The following is a 17,585-nucleotide window of genomic DNA, read 5'->3' on the forward strand; positions in this document are numbered from 1 at the left end:
TGCTAGCGGCGTTCACAAACCATGTACACGTTGTTAACTATCTTTAGGTACCCGGAACGGGTCCAAGCAAAGTTTTGTCAACGAAAAAGGTCCTTTAAGAACCTTACGTCAGCTAGGACGAACCGCTTAACTACGGTTGCTAGGCCGAGGCATTCCCTGCCTCGGCCTAGATTCTTCATGATCGAAGCTGGCAGATTTTTGAAAGCCGGAGAGATGTAGTTTCAGAAAGCTGACGAGCATTGGCTTCGTTTCGTAGTAGCGGTTGACGTGCCCGTTTTTTCTCCAGTTGAAGCTGGAATCCGGCCTGGGAAGGGATGGATAGATGAAGCGGAAGCAGTTTTCGGAAGAGCAGATCATCGGCATCCTGAAGGAGGCAGAAGCTGGCGTGGCTGTGACGGATCTGTGCCGACGGCACGGGATGTCGAGCGCGATCAATTATGCGTGGTAGGCCGAGTTTGGCCGATGCGAAGCGGCTGCGGGCGCTCGAGGAAGAGAACGGCCGGCTCAAGCGGCTGCTGGCGGACACAATGCTCGACAACGCAGGTCTGAAAGACCTGCTTTAAAAAAATGGTGACGCCCGCCGCAAAGCGGGAGGTGGTCGCGCATCTCCAGACGGCGCTGGGGATGAGTGCGCCGGCGGGCGGAGCAGCCCAAGGTTCCTGCGATGCGAAGCATCGTTAGAATAGCTGCGGATGGGTGTGCTGTCGTCGGGGCAGATTGCACGAGCATGCGGTATCGCTCGTGCCGGGCAGATGATGGCGACCTGCGGTGGCGTTTTGCGCGAGCTGGCGCAGCAGCGCCGGCGGTTCGGCTATCCGCGCCTGCACATCCTGTTGCGCCCGCCCGGCATCACGATCAACCGCAAGAAGACCCAGCGGCTCTACCGCGAAGAGGGTTTGACGGTGCGTTGTCGCAAGGGACGCAAGCGCGCTATCGGCGCGTGGGCGCCGGCCCCCGCGCTAGCGTTGCCCAACCAGCGCTGGAGCCTGGACTTCTTGCATAACCAGATGGCCATAAGGCGGCGGTTCCGCATCCTCAACATCGTCGACGGCGTGACGCGGGAGTGCTTGCGGGCGATGCTCGACACCTCGATCTCGGGTAAGCGCGTTGTACGCGAACTCGCTGATCTGATCGCCGAGCGCGGCGCGCCCAAAATGATCGTTAGCGACAACGGCACCGAGCTGACCTCGAACGCGGGGCTCGCGTAGTCTGACGAGACGCGCGTCGTGCGGCACTATATCGGGAAAGCCGACGCAGAATGGTTGGTCGTGAGCTTCAACGGTCGCATGCGCGGCGAGTTGCTTAACGAAACGCTGTTCTTCACCGTTCGCCAAGCGCGGTCGATTCTCGCGCGCGGGTCGATCACTACAAGACCGAGCGGCCGCACTCGTCGCTCCGCTACGCCAAATCGACAGCATTCGCCGCCAAATTTCGAAAAGCAACGGGCGGGTTTTAACCCGCCCGTTGCTTCGCCGGCGCTCCTGCACGACAACAACGCTCGTATCTGGTTGCCGCTTAATTAAAGACGGGGCCTACGTCGCGGTCTATACAAGTAAAATACCTTATGAATGCAGCCGTACATTGTCTCAAAAGTTTACAAGATCGTCGACGATGCCAAACTTTCTATCATTTTACCTTTTCAGCTGATATCTTATCTATGTATATATTTTGTAAACTATTGATGGGAACAATACTTGTCATTGTGGATTAGAACAGAGCCGGATCGGCAGCACTTTAAAAAGTCTGCTGAGAATCTGTTAGGAATAGGTATCATGCTCGTATCCGGTCTCGACCACATCATCGACGCGTTCGAAGCAGGCTGGAATTCTTATGAATCGCAGCGGGAAGTCGGCCCGCTTGGCGAAACTATATCCGGAGCATTAACGGAATTTTGGCACGACGGTCGTTATTTCGCCCAACGCAACTTAGAGGTGGCAAAAAGATCAACACAACGAGCGTTGGATTATCGCCATGAGCAAGTCTTAGAACGTATTGTCAAATTTGCAGGCTGACGATGCTGCGATGGTCGAGATGGCTCCACGACAGACGGGCAAAATAGATTTGTGACTGCCCTTCATTCCTGCATGTTCTGCATCAAGGCTGTTGATGCTGCCCATCACTTCCCCGCAGCTGATCAAGATAACGGCTGTGCGATATATTAGCTCGAGTGCCCTTAGCTGGCTCGACTTTAAAAATATAAGTTTCCTTCCACTCGCGGCCGCCACCCCACCAAGTCACACCAAACCACGTTTCTGGGTGCTCCTTGATTTCTGTAATGGCGCGATCCAGTAGCGGACCGCAACTATCGCGAACCTTCAAATAGCTACCGAACGCAGCCTCGCCAAGGAACAGCTTCTAGCCGCGTTTTGCAGCTGCCCTTCGCGTCATATCAAGGAAGAAAAAAGGATCGCAGTTTGGGTTTGTGCCGCTCGAGCCGTGATCCCAATAGGCATGCGGTGAGAACAGAACATTGCTGGCTCCAAGGCCTTCTTGACGATCAACTGCACATCCCGCGCTTTCACAAGCTTTGTACGACGGTTCCCCCTTGTCGATCCTGAACGCCGCGCTAGACCCCGGCCACTCTACGGCAACTGTATTTTGTACGCCATTCTTTCTTAAGTCAGCGATGATTGCTTTCGTGTCGGCTGCCCACTGAGACCATACGTTCGCATTAGGGTCAGGACCCGTTGATGTGAGCGTCACGATCTGACTCAGGCTCCGCAAGGAGATCGGAATGGGCGACCTGTTTTGGCTGACTGATGAGCAGATGGCGCGGTTGCGGCCGTTCTCCCACAGGAGCCACGGCAAGCCGCGTGTGGATGACCGGCGGGTGCTGAGTGGCATCGTGTTCGTCAACAAGAACGGTATGCGCTGGCGAGATGCACCCACCGCCTATGGTTCGCACAAGACGCTCCACAATCGGTGGAAGCGCTGGGGTGAGGCAGGCGTGTTCACGCGCATGATGGAGGGGCTGGCGGCGAAAGGTGCCGAGCCGAAGACGGTCATGATCGACGCGACTTACCTGAAGGCGCACCACACGGCCTGGAGCCTGCGGGTAAAACAAGGGGTCCGGCCGCCTGATCGGGCGCACCAAGGGCGGCATGAACACCAAGCTCCACGCCGTCGCCGACGCGAACGACCGGCCCTTGAGTTTCTTCATGAGCGCTGGCCAGGTTAGTGACTACACCGGAGCGGCAGCGCTGCTCGACGACATGCCCAAGGCGCAGTGGCTGCTTGGCGATCGCGGCTATGACGCCGAATGGTATAGGGACGCTCTCCAGGCAAAGGGCAACCAGCCATGCATCCCGGGTCGGCGATCACGCAACGAGCCGATCAGGTATGACAAGCGCCGCTACCGACGCCGCAGCCGCATCGAGATCATGTTCGGCCGCCTCAAGGATTGGCTACGCGTCGCCACCCGCTACGATCGCTGCCCCACAGCTTTCTTTTCCGCCGTCGCCCTCGCTGCCACGGTCATCTTCTGGCTGTGATCAACGAGTCCACTCTAAGCGCCTGACGAGCATCATTGCAGAGGCAGCATAGAGGAAGCCGGTTGCCGATCGGATGGTCTGCTCAAAGTCTTCGGCGAGACGGCGATTGCGGTTGAGCCAGGCGAAGGATCGCTCGACGACCCACCGACGGGTGAACGACAAAGCCGATCTAATCAGCGAATTTGCGGACGATCTTGATGCCGATCGATGTCGCCATTGCAACGCGGGAGCTGGCATAAGCGTTGTCACATCGAGGCTCGACCGTCCACCATTACGCTGCCTTTCTGACACAGCCTCTAAGCCTGGTGTTTGAAGGGCTGAGTTGCCGACCACCGGCTAGCATAGGCGTTCAGCATAGATGCGACCGTGCCTCAGAATGAAGGACCGAAGGTGCTGTCGCGCTTTCCTCAACTTGTCGTTTCCGCCTCGCGCGCTCGCACCAGATAGCCGATTGAATCGTGTGTCTGATCTAGCACCTATATCGAGTCAGCTCGGTGGGGGCGTGCTGGGCTCGCAGCGTCGCTACGGTTGGTCTTAATTTGGTCGCCCAGACGCGTGGGAATGAGCACGGCGCCACCACGTCGCAATGGTAGCTGAGCTGAGCTGGGGTGGGCCATACTGGCAGCCTGAATATACATTATATTAAGAGCGGCAGAAGCTTAGCTGCCGCGCCTTCAAGTTGAGTGTCGCGTCACTCCTGAGATGCAAACGGTGCGTAACTAGCCAATTTGATTTCAGCGGAGTGCCCGTACCTGATGGTGAGCGCGGTTTGACCGCCTTGTCTTCCAGCCTCTAAGAGCCCGATCCGAAAGTTGTTGAGCAATACCAGTATGTTGTGATTCAGGCCGTCGTTGCGAAGAGATGGAGTGAACCATGCCATGGTCTGGTATTGCCCGGCGCGGGCATAGCCGGGAAGGATTACGCTATCCAAGCGATATGACGGATCGGGAATGGATTGTGACAGCGCCGTTCATCCCGTCCCCAAAGCGAGGCGGCCGGCGTCGTACAACCGACATGCGCGAAGCTGTGAACGCCATGCTCTACATCGCAGCGAGCGGGTTCGCCTGGCGGCTGTTGCCAAAATGCTTTCCGCTGGTCTCGACGGTGCGGCGCTATTTCTACGCTTGGCGCGACGCCGGCCTGTTCGATGCGATCAACATGCCGTTGGTGATGAGCCTGCGCGAAATTGAGGGACGCGAAGCTTCGCCCAGCGCCGGTGTCATCGATAGCCAGTCGGTGAAAGCCACGGAAAGCGGCAGTGTTCGCGGCTATGACGCTAGCAAAAAGATCAAAGGTCGCAAGCGTCACATCCTCACTGACACCTGCGGCTTCCTGATCTTCATCCTGGTTCACGCAGCCGACATTCAGGACTGGGACGGCGCTGCGGATGTGCTCAAGGCAATCCGCTGGCGTTTCCCGTGGTTACGCCATGTCTTCGCCGATGGTGGCTATGCCGGGCAAAACTGCGCGACGCGACCGCCTGCCATGGCGACTGGACCATCGAGATCATCAAACGATCTGATGCCGCCAAAGGCTTCGAAATCCTGCCTCGGCGATGGGTCGTCGAGCGCACCTTCGCATGGCTTGGGCGATGCCGCCGCCTGGCGAAAGACTGGGAAACGTCCGTCTCTTCCTTAACCGCATGGACGTTGGTCGCGTCCATCCGCATGCTCACCAGAAGAACCGCAAGGTACTGCTATGCTTGAGAAACTTATGAATCGGGCTCTAAGATTGGCCGATCATCCTTCCGTGGAGACCTTCCTCCTCGCGTGGCGAGAAAAAGTACGCATAAAGGGAGCGTGTTGAAGCGCTATCACCCCGGCCGGCATGCTGAGCGATCTGTTCTCGAATATGCGCAACGCTCAGCCACATTAACTGCGCCGGGGCGGCTACCGAGGTATTGTTCTTGAGGGTACCAATACGCTTGAAACCGAGCATGCATTCGTAAAAGCGGACATGTCTTGGATTAACTTCAATAAAAAGGTCCGTGCAGCCGTATGCATGCTGTCCATAGATAAAGATGAGATGGAACAGAGACGCGAGCATCGGCTTAGACGGTTTGGCCGTATTAAAGGCAAACTTCGTCAACTCACAAACGCTAGCACCTGGACATGCGCGAAATTCATCAATCACGTCTTTGAAGAGATGATCCGCGGCTAAACCGCTTGCCGAATCAACCGCCAGCGTGATGGTTCCTATAATTTCTCCGTTCGATGACGCCGTGAAAGTCGCGTGATTAGGCGATTTAGCGATTTTATGGTTATCACCATACCCTCGCCATGAGTACATCCTGTTTAGTAGGAGATTTGCAGTATTACGTTCATGGTTCTTATCTGCTAGCCTTATCGTGATAGGCTGATCCATTACTGTATCGTAAAAGCTTACAAGCTCCGCTTTGCGACCGGTAACGTGATTTTCTTCATTACTTTGAATCTTGGCAGCATCATCAGATACGATACGACTCAAGTACATGATGCCCCCAATCCAGCGCCATCTGGATTTCACATAATTGCTAATGTGTTTGTAATGGGGCCGAAATGTTCATTTGCCGTTCAGAGATAAGGTAGACATAATCAAAATTATATTGGCTTATTCCAAGTTAACTTATGTATATCAATCTGCAATCTCGACGTGGACAATGAACTTTTCCGCGCAGGGCTCGATTGAGAAGCTTTTGGACAATGCTACGATTTTGCGACTCGGGCCAATCTCGCGAAGATACCGCATGAATTATAACTTGATCAGCGCGACCTAATGTGGTCACAGCGGGATCAAGTTGGTGGGTATCGCTTGGCGTGCATTCCACAATCTTTGCCGATGCGTTCCGCTCGGATTGAGCGAAGTACCGTCCGTCCCACCAGTATTCAGCTGATCCTCCGGACATTTCAAATCCGTCCAAGAGACTGGTCTCTAGCGCAATTTCAGCCGCCTCCCAGCCCGCTTCGAAATCGTCGATAACTTGGTCAAGACCTGATACGACCATGAACCTTCTCCTCAGGAAGCTCCGGCAGCCATTCATAAGAAGCGTTTAAACTTCCAGCTGACGCCTAGGATCTATCCTTTCACTACTTATAGTCGGCATTATGCCATTTGTGGTTTTTACTTATGTATTCTCCCGGAATATATTTGTCTAAGAAAATTTGCATCAAATTGGTCTGAAAATTGGTTAATAAATATTAACAGATATTAATGGTTGTTAATCTGATACGTAATAACTCGATAGAATTGATAATTGTTATGGATCAATATCATTTCAAACCTATTTGCGGTACGTTGAACAAAATTTGCTTGATATTCACCGCCGCATGGGCGCAGGAGCCTCCTGATTATACGTTATCCATTTCTCCAAAATTGCATTACTCAGAGACAAGTATTCAAATGCGAAGCTCGTCAGCACTTGATAGATCTGCGCCTACAGGATGAATAATCTTCTTTGAGGCTTTACGAGGCCAACCGTGTTGCAGATTTCCTGATTTTTCGCCAATATCACCGCTTTCCTGGCAACCATATTTCTAAATGTGGTGATTAGGCAACGAGCATAGTTCGGTAGGGGGAAGCCAGGTTACCGGCGTCTCCTCCCCCATAGCTGTCTGCACGGGGCGCGATAGTCACGCCGGCATATCGGTTTATTTGCGTGCCTCGGTGACGTCAAAGGCAAGGCCGCTCCCTGCTACTGCAAGGCTGCGCATCGCTGGATTGCCCTTGCGGGTCACGATTCCCGGCATCTCCGACCCCGCGCTGAGCGGAAACGCTGGCAGACGAACGGTCCATCGGGAGCTGACAGATGGCGCGTGCGACCTCCTCGACGTTCTTACTACTATTATAAGAGGAATAAGTAATATCGCGTTTTCATTGGGTTAGTTTAGGCGTGCGTTGCTGATCGCCATGCTTTCGCCTGACAGGAAGGCGGCATCGGCGGCTTCGAAATCGGCGGGGACCGAGGCGATCGCCTTGACGCGCACCATCTGGCTCTGGCGCTGCGCCGGGCTCGGCAGCAGCGAGCGGCTGCGGTCGGCCGGGCGGCTGCGCAGGTGAGCACCGTCCTCGGCGAGTTCGCTGATGATCTTGCTGGCACGGCGCGTGATCTGGCGTAGCCGCTCGCGGGTCAGGTCGCTTGGCAGTTCGGCGGATTCGTCGGCGTTGAACAGGTGATGCTCGACGATCTCGCGATCACGCTGGATGCGCTCCTCCAGCTTCGCGGACTCGCCTGCAGCGAGCGTCTTGGCGCGGGTGCCGGTCTTGGCGCGGGCGCGCAGCAGGTGGCTGGTGCCGACCTCGCGAAGATGGTCGACATAGGCATCGAGCAGCGCCTGCGCGGTTCCCTCGGCCATGAACGACGATGCGGCGGCTTCGGTGGAGGGTAGCGCGCTCTCGTCCTCGATCAGGAATTCGTGCACGCCGTCCTCACCGTCCATGCCCATCGCCAGAGCGTCGAGCGAAACAGTGGCAGCGGAGACTTTCTTCGCAGACGGACGCTGATCGGCCATCAGACGGAAGCGCAGGCCCTGCAATTCGCCGCGGATCTGCCAGTTGACGAAGGTTGTGAACTTGGCCTTCTCCGGATCGTATGCGGCGATGGCGCGGTGCACGGCAATCGCGCAGACCTGCTCGGCATCGTCCCAATGCGCGACCAGGCCGTACTGGCGGATGAAGTGGCGGATGCGGGGCGCGATCAGCGTGAGGATGCGGGCGAACGCCTTGTCGACATTGGCGCGCTGGCGGTTGGTCTGACGGACCTCGCCGGCTGGCGTGTTCTCGATGACGACGGCAACGGCCACTTCCAGCAGATCGGTGGTCCTCGACATGATCTTCCCTTTGCGTACCAATGCATCATCGCATCGCTCGAGAACGTTAATGCATTCCAAAAACTTAAGGGATCACTACATATCCTATAAGTACTTCCCCGAATTCCTATACATGTAATGCAACGCCCCAGGGGAGGTGCAGAAGGCTGGTATGGCAGTTGCCCCCCGTTGCCGCACACTCATAGGTATTAATGCTTGGCAGCCCGGCGCTTACAATCGATCGCACTTTTATTATAATAGACAACTCAGCCTAATCGGAAACTTTGCTGATGAAAAAAGGGCAGATAGACGCATCTTTTCATCACTATAGCGTTACATACCTTGGTATGCTTAACGATTTTCGGAACTGAGCTTTAAGCGTGAAGCAAGCTCATGCGCACCCCCGGTTACACGGGGCTTCTGACGGCGGCGAATTGCGAAACCGATGGCGCTCATCCCGAGGATCATAGTAATCCAAGTGCCGTCCCTGGTACTGCAGTTACAGAAGATAGGCCAAACTGCTGATCCATATCGCGGTAGCCAGCAAGTTGAACTGCTGCTGTCGGATGAACGCCATCAAAGGAGAAAATGCCTGTGCAACCTGCGGATTGTGCGTCCTCAGTAATGCAGTTTGTGTCAATTCGTTGTGGGGGCAATCCGAGGGAGGCTAGATTTTGCACCACGCGCTGATTAAGCGGGAGATTGCACATGCCAAAATGGTACTGGAGGCTGTACGACTTCCTTGTTGAAGTTGCCCTGGTATTATTCGCCTCGGCTAACCGATCGGGCATGTCACGCTGGAGCAGGCGCTTGGGAAACGCCGCCGGGGTCAGCGAACTTGTGCCATGCTCATGCCTCGATGTCACCGCTGATGACGGACAGGCTGCCCTGTCGGCCGGCCTCACCGGCATTCGCTCATACCATACTGCCGCCAAATTGATCCCAATGCACCGCAGCACGAGCCGCGATGGCATCACAGTACAATGATCGTCCGTCGGGCAGGCTGCGGCGGGCAACCGCGCGCTGGTAGCTCCTACCCCTCGGCAGGCGGGACAGCCGCTTGCCGAGAGCGAGGCGTGAGACAACCTGCTGAGACCGAGTCCCGGCTCGACGTCACAAGTATAGTTGGCCGGGCGATCGTCTGGACGGCGGCACGCTGATCAGAGCGCAGGAAATACATCGCGCAGCCGAACCACCACATGGCCGGCATGATCGAGGTTTCCTTGCCTCCAAGCTCTCGTGGCTGCGTTGCTAAGCAGAGCCATCAGTGACGCTGTTCCCTTGGAGGTTTCGCGATCTATCAACGCAATAATCTCGTCGTGCATTACGCTCTCGCTGAGCCTAACCTTCACCTCCTGATGCTCCCGGAAAAAAGCCTTCAGCGCAACACCCGCCGCCACCATCTGGCCTTCGCAAACACGGATCAGAGTCTGTTCGATCATAGTCGGGAGCTCCGTTGACTTCTCATCAACCATGACGTGCACAACTTTTGAAATGGTTAACGCCGGTAAAGCATTGCTCGTGTTCGTGAGCGTCGTGCCCACAGTGGCGATTGTTGCGAGCGGCTTCAACACGCTCCTCAGCTGATAATGCGCTACTCTTCAGAGCGGCCAAGGCCGAAAAGATCCATGCCGACACGCCGGTGCCGGTGCTCGACCTCGGCCGGGGCAAGACCGCAGCCGGGCGGCTGTGGGTTTACGCCGTCGACGACCGGCATCTGGCGGCACGGCGCCGCTTGCGACCAGGTACCGCTTCACGCCGGATCGCACCGCCGCGCATCCAATGGCCCATCTCGCCGGCTTTCGCAGCTTCCTCCAGGCCGATGCCTACGCGGGCTATGACGGGCTGTACCGCAGCGGCGTCACCGAGGTCGCCTGCTGGGTGCATTTCCAACGCTAGGTTTTTGACCCCACGAGCGGTCGCCCACGCCGTCGACCATCGACATCCTCGAGCGGATCGGCACCCTTTACGCTGTCGAGGCCTAGGTCCGCGGCCAACCGCCTGATGTGCGATGCCGAACCCGGCAGGAGAAAAGCCGGCCGAGGGTCTATGCCTTGCGCGAGGTGCTCGACGCTGCCCTTCGCCATTTGTCGCCCAATTCCGACATGGCCAAGGCCATCGCCTATGACACGAAGCGCTGGCCCGCACTGTCGCGCTTCCTCGACGATGGCCGTCTGGAGATCGACAACAAAATCGCCGAGCGTGCGCTACGCGGTATTGCCGTCGGACGCCGCAACTGGCTCTTCGCCGGCTCTCGCGCGGGCGGCGAACGTGCCGCTGCCATCTACACCGTCATCCAGACCTACAAGGCTAACGGCATCGACCCCCAAGCTTATATCGCCAAAGTCTTTGCCAAAGTTGCCGGCGACTGGCCTGCCTGCCGATGGGGCGAACTCGTGCCTGGAACTGGATGCCGCCGTAGATCGGCCGACCGCACAAGCTGCGTAATCCGCGGCCTCCACGCCACGCTTACGTTCCTCCACTATTTTGCCGCTATTCAACCGCGTAAGCAACCCTTGGATAACGGCACGGCCTTCCTGAACTCGGTTCATTCAGAGCCCCCCTCACAGCACTGAACGGTTTGTCTCGTTAATGTGTAGTTCGTCGCATTAAGCATTCTTGATAGACAGTCGTTAGGATTACCGGCCGAGAAACCTTCGCATGGCGTACCTAACAACTGTCCAGTCTCTGAAAGAGATGAGAGCCGCGCACATCACGCTTGCGATGGCAGCAAGGGATGTGGACATTGTAGCGATGTATATCGATCTTGCCGAACTGATGAGCCACCAGCTCCGCGTACTCCTGGAAATGTCGCCTAACGCCGCCAACGATCCAGCTTGCATTTGCATGCTTTCATGTGAGCTACTCGCCGCATAACCAGAAGCGCCGTACCATCGCCAGCCGTGAAACCGTGTTGGCTCGGCGCATGGATACGTCGCACCTTCAGACGGCCTCAAGTAGCTTTGCGTGGAGAGAAGATCTTGCCTCTATTTCGCCTGACAGCCTCAAGCGGTTGTTGATCCCATCGCGCGATGCTCGCGCGGCGACCGCATTTTGAGACCCGAGTGTGGTTGGTGTTCGTTGTAGTCCTCGATTAAGCCAGTGAGTAATATCAACGCGGTATGTGCGTCAGGCAATGGTGAGACGCTGACCGAATCTCGTTTGATGGTGTGCACGAATGCTTCGGAGATGCCGTTCGCCTGTAGGTTCCGGATGGGCTTGAAGCACGGCTTCAGGCCCAGCTGGCGTGCAAAGATCCGTGTCTCGCGGGCGGTATAAGCCGAGCCGTTGTCTGTCAGCATCCCAACCATCGACGTTGCGCGCGGTTCACCGAAGCGGGTCTCTACGGCTCCAGCATGATGTCGCACACGTCGAAACCGCTGATGCCGGCGTTCCCGTGTTGCTTCATCTGCTTGAGCAGCCCGGCTGCCACTGCAATCAGATTGTCGCGCCACTGATCCTTGATCAGGCCATCGAACCGAGTGAGCACCGTCGCGATCTCCATCGCGCCAGCGCTACCCATCTGATCGAGTGGCGGCATGCCGGCCAGACCGTTCGCGCGATCGTGGATCTCGGTGTGGACTGGGAAGATTGCGCGCTGCTCGTCAGTGACGTTGCCCCGCCCATAGAAATGTTGCGGTGCGGCATCGTTGCGATCACTCATCTCAGCGTCCCCTGATGACGCGGTTAGAAGGGGAATCCGATCCGGGCGAGGACGAAGGCGCGCCCGCGCATCATTGCCGGCATCATGTAAGGGCGCGACAGAATTCGGCTGTTGCCGAGCTCGATCCACGCATGGTCGCTTATCAGCGATGACCGGTCTGGATGCGCTCCGATGTCTCGATTAGCTCGCCTACATAATGCTCCGGTCGAGGTCGTGCGTGTCCGCATGCGGCGGCTGGCCGGGCAGAGAGGTGACGTGGCCTGAACCGGAATGCTTCCTGCGCGGTTGCTTTCCGCAGCGTCCTCTCGATAGCTTCAGCGCTGCCAATCAACGCTTGGCCGAGTGTATCAACAAGCGTCGGGGCTGACGAGCTTGTCCAGGCGGGAAGAATGGCAGTTGTCGATGACACGCATCATCGCGGCCCTGCGCTCGATACTCCGACAGCAAGCGCGATCAACTTCTTCATGGCGATACCCGCTGATGTGCCGGTCCTCACCAGCTCGCATCCCTCATCGTCGCAGACGGCTAGGAGACAACCGGAAAATCCCGCCGATGGCTTGGTCCGGATGGCTTTTCATTAGCGGCAGCAGCAAGAGGGCGAGCCGGGGAGATACCGAATTGCACTCGCCCGGCTCTACCAACTGCGTTGTTGGGGGGCGCAGGTGGTACTGACATTATAGAGAAGAAAGATCACCGAGATTGATCGGTAAACTTTTTTTGATCCGCAACGACCTCGGTCCTGCGGTGCTGCTAATCCGCATTTCTGGGTAAACCAGACTTCGAGGCTGTTCTGGGGCCGCCATATGGCAAGTACTCCAATAATCAGCGGATCGTCAGATCCTTGAAGATCAGCTGCTTGATGCGACCCCGACTAGCGAGTGAGCTAGCCTACGTATAAACACGTAACGTTAACTATTAGCACGTACGCATGATATGCGCGCCGGACTTACCCCCCAAGATGGTGCGCTGTTCAGTAGATCTCTCCTGGAGCGGTTCCGTCTATAATGGGCTGCTTCAGGATCGATCCTACTTAGCGTTGGCTGTCTCCAGCCGGGGCATTTGATTGATCGGAGCGACATGCTTCTTAAGAACTCCGGTCTAGACCGCCGCCTGATCCAAGCTCTCGCAGATGCCGGCATCACCGACACGAGACAACTGCGGGCAATGTCAGATCGTGAGCTGCTTAGACTGCCGGGAGTTGCTGATCGCTCGGTCGAGGCCATTCGGGCGCACTTTCAATGGACCCGCTAAACCGCTGGACGCCCAGACGATAACTTTGCCACAGTAGAGCCGACGCAACCGCCGAACCCGCATGAAGGGGAGGCCGGATCAATCGCGCGCATCTCTGCCGTTGACCGAACTTCGCGCCTAGCTTGGATCCCGTGATGCTGATCAATTTACGGCATGTTGGTTACGGACAAAGCCTCGGCGCAATTCGATCAACAGTTGCTCGCCTGCTTCGCGCATTTACCGCTTCACGATCGAGCAGCACCGCCGCATCACCCAGCCCGCGCGCGCCGGCGATCGGCAGCGCGACCGGCTCGTCGGGATGATCCTTCAGGCCGATGGCGAGGTCGGTCGAGTGCGTCGCGCCGCTGGCGAAACGCCGCACCGCGTCGGACACTACGCCCTTGTCCTCGCGCACGACGAGATCGCCCGGATAGATCGGCGGTGCGATCGACCGCGGCCGCACGCGCACACGCAGTGGACGTGGGAAGCGTTCGCCTCACGTGCCATCGACGTGCTAGAGGTCATGCGCGAGCCGACAGAAACAATGATTGAGGAGGGCTGGGAGCACAGCGAAACGATCGGCGGTGCCTATACTGCTATGATCGAGACGGCGATGATCGAGGGAAGCTTTCAGAAACGCTGACGACCATGCGCTACGTGCGCGGTGGTAAAGCAGTGCCGACGCCGATCCTTCGATTCTCCCCGCCGACAGCAGGATCCATGCTAGCCGCGCAAGATCATCGAGCGGAACTTCGGCAATGTCCTTTACGCCACGAAAGCTCTGCACGAACTCCAACTCGTCGTCGGTAAGGTTGGCGAAATCCCACGGCCCTTGCTGGGCACGACGGCTTTCGAAAGCAGCCAGCCGGCATTCAACATCACGCATGGGCTTGCTTCGAAAGTCGGCGGAAACGATCTGGATTACAAGATCGGATCGGCCGGCAGTTGATCGTCAGGCTCGATGATGGCGATGCGCTGCGGACGGAATAGCTGTCGCTGCTTGAGCGCGGCAACACGGCGACTCACTCCACACATAGATGAATCCTTCAGGATGCGGTGACGCAAGCCGGTAGATCGGGCCGACGATGTCCGGCCGGGGCTCGTTGTCACGGAAAAGGCTTAGATCGCCTCACGGCCGGTAGTGCGGCGCGACTGGCGGCGTTCCAGCTCTTTCAGGCCGCGGTCGAGATCACGCATGGGTCTGGCTCTCCAGTTGGTCGCGTCCGTTGCGCAGCAGGACGAGGATGCAGATGTTGTCTCACCCAGGCGGCGCGGGGCACGTGGTAGGGATCACCTGCGGCGACGGCCTTATTGATGCTCACGCCACAGGACGGTGTACCGGGCCAGGTTGCTGCGCCGTCCCTTCTCCAGCCCTGCATCCCTGGACGGCTATCACGCAACGAGCCGGTCAAATACGACAAGCGCTAGTACAGGCGCCATAGCCGCGTCGAGTTCATGTTCGGCGCCTCAAGGACTGGCGGCGTGTCGCCACCCGCAACGATCGTTGCCACACGGCCTTCTTCTCCGCCGTTGCTCTCACTGCAACCGTCATCTTTTGGCTGTGATCAACGAGTCCTGGCCCTAGCTGCCGAAGGTGGCTGATCCGCGTGTCTGTCATGCGAACGCTGCTGAGGGATTGTCCGCCGCGTTGAAGATGGCATTATGAGCTGGCCGGATGGTCGACAGTCAGGGCCGATGCGACAGCAATGATCCGACAACGCACCAGCCAAATCAAGAAATCTGAACTTAGAGGATCGTTTACTTGAATTATGTCATCGTCCGCCACGAAGGCGAATTTGCTGTATGGGGAAACACAGTTGATGCTCCCCTAACGTTTGGAATGAGTGAGGCGGATATAGAGCGGTTCGTGCGACACGTTGGAGGTGAAGAAGCAGTCGCGAAGCTACCTGAGAAATTCGAGAACGCCCGCGTGCCGGGCAGCGCCGAATTTAAGACGCTTGTCGACTCGAACCGCGCTGGTGAGGATGGGAGGCGACTGTCGAAAGATGAACTGGTCAGGTATATTTTCATTGAAAAGATATCTCCTCCGCCGGACGCCGGAATCACTCGCTGAGTTTTGGGTAGCTGTGGGTATCAATCCTTCTAAGGGTCTGACGTCTTGCGCCAACCCATAGATTTCGCGAGGCGGTGAGGCTCTTCCCAACGCGCGTCTGCGCAATTGTTCGCCGCATGCTCCGGGAGCGGCATTGCTACTTGACCGGAGTAGGCGCACGCAGATCCAAAAGGTAGACGTGCCGCAGCTGCCCAAATCCGTATTTTTTAGCGGTTTGACAGCTTGCTTGATAGCGGACGCTGGTACAGGCTTATCTCCGGCAATCGGGGTAACATTGGGGAGTGCTGCGATCGTCCGCAGCAAACGGCGGCCGGAAATCCGCAGTTTTGTATACGCGCGGCGGAGCGGTTCTCCGCCGCGCGGCTGCGCAGTTGTCCTCTGCAGAAGAACGTGCACAAAATCGGAGCAGCGCGTGTTTCGCCGCCAAAAAAACAGAGCGGGTATTGAGAATTTGGCAGGGTTGATGGCCCTGTCCGAGCGCGAGCTTTATATGTTGCCGGGCATCGGCAAGTTGTACTTACAAGCAATAGAGGATCCACGAGTTCTTTGTCTACTGCCTGAGACATATAGCAATGCCTAAAAGGGCAATGCATAGTGCGTCCAAGGTGATCGTGATCATGCAAATTGATCCGCATACTTAGAAGCGAGGGGCAGCAGACTTCGAGGCGCTATGTACTCGCTGGCAGTTTGTCGGGGCCACATGAACGGCGGAGAAGAAGTCTTTTACTACTCGTTAGCTTTCGCGGTGCTTATTACTTTTTCGGCAGCGACAATTTTTGATTTCGGGACTTTTAAGAAGCTAAAGCCATTGCCAATCCCAGTAGACCTTTAACAGCGAGGTAGGCAGGGACCGATCCTGGCGCCTGTAATACGAACGCGGCGGAGCGAGTCTTCGCCGCTTCGATAAGCAGGCAGGCAGCAAGAGGGTTAATAAAGCTTTGCTTTGGGAACGATCTTTTCAGTCGACTGTTCAATTTCCATAATTCTAACTTTTGCCCGACAGGAGCAGGAGGTATTATGCAGAGGAATATCTTGTCATATTACGCGCATCGTGCGCGGTTAGAGCAACGCCAAGCAGAGAAAGCCCTGAACGATAACGTGAGACATGTTCACGCTGAACTGTCGCACAATTACTGTCTTTTGGCAATGAAGTTCGTCTTGGACGAGGTTCGTGCGCACACGCCAGCTAAAGATTAGTGTCGCTCGACCGACTCTTCCAGCAGGCGTCACCGCAACGCTCACATCCATCAAGGAGCGGTAAAGGGTAGCTCCGCCCCGTCGGCATCCAGCCGATCTAGGTGCGAGCCGGGCGGTTAACGACTCCGCTCGACTCTGACTGCCGACCTTTAGGGGGATCGGCAGCTGCCTGTTGGTAGCCGATCTTCGTGCTTTCAGTTACCGGCGTTAGACGTAGAGGCTGCCTTCCTACTGTTCTTGGTCTATTCGAAATCCGCCCGATGGGCATGAACCAGCGATTCAAAACGCTTTTGTACGTCACTAGGCGCAACGCTAACTTGTATGTTCAGTGCTCCTTTCACTGCGCCAACGAGAGCATCGTCGATGCAAAGCGCATGGAGCGCTGGTACCGCACTTGCCTCTCTAGTCTCCTCGGTTGCCGCTGTGAGTTTTGTCACAGCGATCGACAAGCCACGTGCAAGCCTCTCACCCGATCGCATCAGTTCGACGCCACGCTATTTCTTCTCGACGAGAGACGCGCCCGCAATCCGTTCGGTGTCCCTGACCGCTCAATGTGCGAGGGTGGCGCTTTGAAAAACCGCCGCTCTCCGCCAGCGCGGTTAAGCTGCGAACATGCGCCATGGTGAGGTAGCTTACGAGCGGGACTCCCGTCGGGATCTTGCCCAAGTCGCGGCATGCCCGCGCAAGATGGTTTAACGCACGCCGTACGCGGAGGATGATCCGCTCGCCGTCTGCCGTAGCGACCACACCGGCTGCGATGAAACAGGATTGCCCCGAAGGCTCATCAAGCCCGGCGAGAGCTTGCGTAAGCGCCGGTTGAGAGATTGACGCGGCTCGTGCCACAGCGCTCACATTGCTGCTTTCATCGATGGCGATAAGAAGGCGCAGGTGCCTGAGATTAAGATCGCATGCATTTACTATATCACGGTTTTAGCCTGACCTTTGTTTATCCAATAATTATATTTGTTGATCCGCGCCACGGCGACAAGGAACGGGGAAGCAATATCCTCCGGGCAGGCCAGATCATGTTCAGTCAGGCTACCATTGAGCGCGACAATGACGCGGAGACGGCGTTGACGCGCCATAAGAGCCTACTGGCTTGGGGCGATGCCATCGTCGCTAAAGCCAAACCCGACGCGATTCAT

General features: G+C 56.9%; 13 protein-coding genes and 5 pseudogenes. 10 read left to right on the plus strand and 8 right to left on the minus strand.

All coding sequences use genetic code 11. The features are described 5' to 3' along the window. Positions 1 to 322: 322 nt before the first annotated feature. The 3 genes and pseudogenes from L8F97_RS21390 (at position 323) to L8F97_RS21400 (ending at position 3,491) form a co-directional block, all read left to right on the plus strand. Positions 323 to 1,523, plus strand: a pseudogene (locus L8F97_RS21390) (IS3 family transposase). Positions 1,524 to 1,694: 171 nt separating this feature from the next. Then, complete coding sequence (locus tag L8F97_RS21395; RefSeq protein ID WP_242154648.1) at positions 1,695 to 2,012, plus strand: hypothetical protein; 318 nt, start codon at positions 1,695 to 1,697, stop codon at positions 2,010 to 2,012. 722 nt (positions 2,013 to 2,734) lie between these two features. Beyond that, positions 2,735 to 3,491, plus strand: a protein-coding gene (locus L8F97_RS21400; RefSeq protein WP_242154650.1) for an IS5 family transposase whose coding sequence is annotated in 2 segments (ribosomal slippage) — positions 2,735 to 3,066 and positions 3,065 to 3,491 — 759 coding nt in all. Because the reading frame shifts where the segments join, the coding sequence is not laid out codon by codon here. Here L8F97_RS21400 and L8F97_RS21405 read toward each other — a convergent pair. Beyond that, positions 3,492 to 3,641: pseudogene (locus L8F97_RS21405) on the minus strand (transposase); the annotation flags it as partial. A 723-nt stretch (positions 3,642 to 4,364) separates the two neighbouring features. On the opposite strand from L8F97_RS21405, the gene L8F97_RS21410 reads away from it, so the two are divergent. After that, a protein-coding gene (locus tag L8F97_RS21410; RefSeq protein ID WP_242154652.1) for an IS5 family transposase occupies positions 4,365 to 5,197 on the plus strand; the annotation gives its coding sequence in 2 pieces (ribosomal slippage) (positions 4,365 to 4,950 and positions 4,950 to 5,197; 834 coding nt in all). Positions 5,198 to 5,216: 19 nt separating this feature from the next. Here the strand turns inward: L8F97_RS21410 and L8F97_RS21415 are convergent. The 3 genes from L8F97_RS21415 to L8F97_RS21425 form a co-directional block, all read right to left on the minus strand. Beyond that, positions 5,217 to 5,957 carry an N-acyl amino acid synthase FeeM domain-containing protein gene (locus tag L8F97_RS21415; protein WP_242154653.1) on the minus strand — a complete coding sequence of 247 codons (741 nt, stop codon included), beginning with the start codon at positions 5,955 to 5,957 and terminating at the stop codon, positions 5,217 to 5,219. A 1,391-nt stretch (positions 5,958 to 7,348) separates the two neighbouring features. Then, positions 7,349 to 8,296: a sigma factor gene (locus L8F97_RS21420; RefSeq protein ID WP_242154655.1), complete on the minus strand. Its 948-nt coding sequence runs from the start codon at positions 8,294 to 8,296 to the stop codon at positions 7,349 to 7,351. Between the two features lie 1,139 nt (positions 8,297 to 9,435). Further along, positions 9,436 to 9,846, minus strand: a complete 411-nt coding sequence (locus L8F97_RS21425; RefSeq protein ID WP_242154657.1) for a hypothetical protein — start codon at positions 9,844 to 9,846, stop codon at positions 9,436 to 9,438. 118 nt (positions 9,847 to 9,964) lie between these two features. Between L8F97_RS21425 and L8F97_RS23080 the strand changes: the two genes are divergently transcribed. Both L8F97_RS23080 and L8F97_RS22750 read left to right on the plus strand, forming a co-directional pair. Further along, entirely contained in the window at positions 9,965 to 10,174 is a 210-nt protein-coding gene (locus tag L8F97_RS23080) for a transposase (protein WP_409929079.1), read from the plus strand. A gap of 155 nt (positions 10,175 to 10,329) precedes the next feature. Beyond that, on the plus strand, positions 10,330 to 10,851 hold the full coding sequence (locus tag L8F97_RS22750) for a transposase (RefSeq protein WP_277925130.1): 522 nt from the start codon (positions 10,330 to 10,332) through the stop codon (positions 10,849 to 10,851). Positions 10,852 to 11,280: 429 nt separating this feature from the next. On the opposite strand, the pseudogene L8F97_RS21440 reads toward L8F97_RS22750, so the two are convergent. Further along, positions 11,281 to 11,669: pseudogene (locus tag L8F97_RS21440) on the minus strand (integrase core domain-containing protein); the annotation flags it as partial. A 1,347-nt stretch (positions 11,670 to 13,016) separates the two neighbouring features. Between L8F97_RS21440 and L8F97_RS23085 the strand changes: the two are divergent. Beyond that, the gene (locus L8F97_RS23085) at positions 13,017 to 13,190 is read left to right on the plus strand and encodes a helix-hairpin-helix domain-containing protein (protein WP_409929080.1); all 174 of its coding nucleotides are present in this window, start codon (positions 13,017 to 13,019) and stop codon (positions 13,188 to 13,190) included. 232 nt (positions 13,191 to 13,422) lie between these two features. On the opposite strand, the pseudogene L8F97_RS21445 reads toward L8F97_RS23085, so the two are convergent. After that, positions 13,423 to 13,642 (minus strand): annotated as a pseudogene (locus L8F97_RS21445) (hypothetical protein); the annotation flags it as partial. Between the two features lie 41 nt (positions 13,643 to 13,683). After that, on the minus strand, positions 13,684 to 14,055 hold the full coding sequence (locus tag L8F97_RS21450) for a hypothetical protein (RefSeq protein WP_242154660.1): 372 nt from the start codon (positions 14,053 to 14,055) through the stop codon (positions 13,684 to 13,686). A gap of 479 nt (positions 14,056 to 14,534) precedes the next feature. On the opposite strand from L8F97_RS21450, the pseudogene L8F97_RS21455 reads away from it, so the two are divergent. Together L8F97_RS21455 and L8F97_RS21460 are read left to right on the plus strand one after the other, a co-directional pair. After that, positions 14,535 to 14,734 (plus strand): annotated as a pseudogene (locus L8F97_RS21455) (IS5/IS1182 family transposase); the annotation flags it as partial. Between the two features lie 197 nt (positions 14,735 to 14,931). Continuing rightward, positions 14,932 to 15,243, plus strand: coding sequence for a hypothetical protein (locus L8F97_RS21460; protein WP_242154662.1), 312 nt, complete (start codon positions 14,932 to 14,934; stop codon positions 15,241 to 15,243). 1,662 nt (positions 15,244 to 16,905) lie between these two features. Here the strand turns inward: L8F97_RS21460 and L8F97_RS23090 are convergent. Continuing rightward, a complete protein-coding gene (locus L8F97_RS23090; protein WP_409929081.1) occupies positions 16,906 to 17,361 on the minus strand; it encodes a LysR family transcriptional regulator in 456 nt (151 codons plus the stop codon). Here L8F97_RS23090 and L8F97_RS21465 point away from each other — a divergent pair. Continuing rightward, on the plus strand, positions 17,349 to 17,585 hold a 237-nt coding region (locus L8F97_RS21465), incomplete at its 3' end, for a hypothetical protein (protein ID WP_242154664.1). The genes L8F97_RS23090 and L8F97_RS21465 overlap by 13 nt on opposite strands.

The organism is Sphingomonas sp. BAUL-RG-20F-R05-02, from assembly GCF_022662305.1.
Classification (GTDB): domain Bacteria; phylum Pseudomonadota; class Alphaproteobacteria; order Sphingomonadales; family Sphingomonadaceae; genus Sphingomonas.

Bases quoted from the DNA above. Each gene is read 5' to 3' on its own strand.
- L8F97_RS21420 (WP_242154655.1), bottom strand. From the start codon at position 8,296: ATGTCGAGGACCACCGATCTGCTGGAAGTGGCCGTTGCCGTCGTCATC.
- L8F97_RS23085 (WP_409929080.1), top strand. From the start codon at position 13,017: ATGCTTCTTAAGAACTCCGGTCTAGACCGCCGCCTGATCCAAGCTCTC.
- L8F97_RS21450 (WP_242154660.1), bottom strand. From the start codon at position 14,055: ATGCGTGATGTTGAATGCCGGCTGGCTGCTTTCGAAAGCCGTCGTGCC.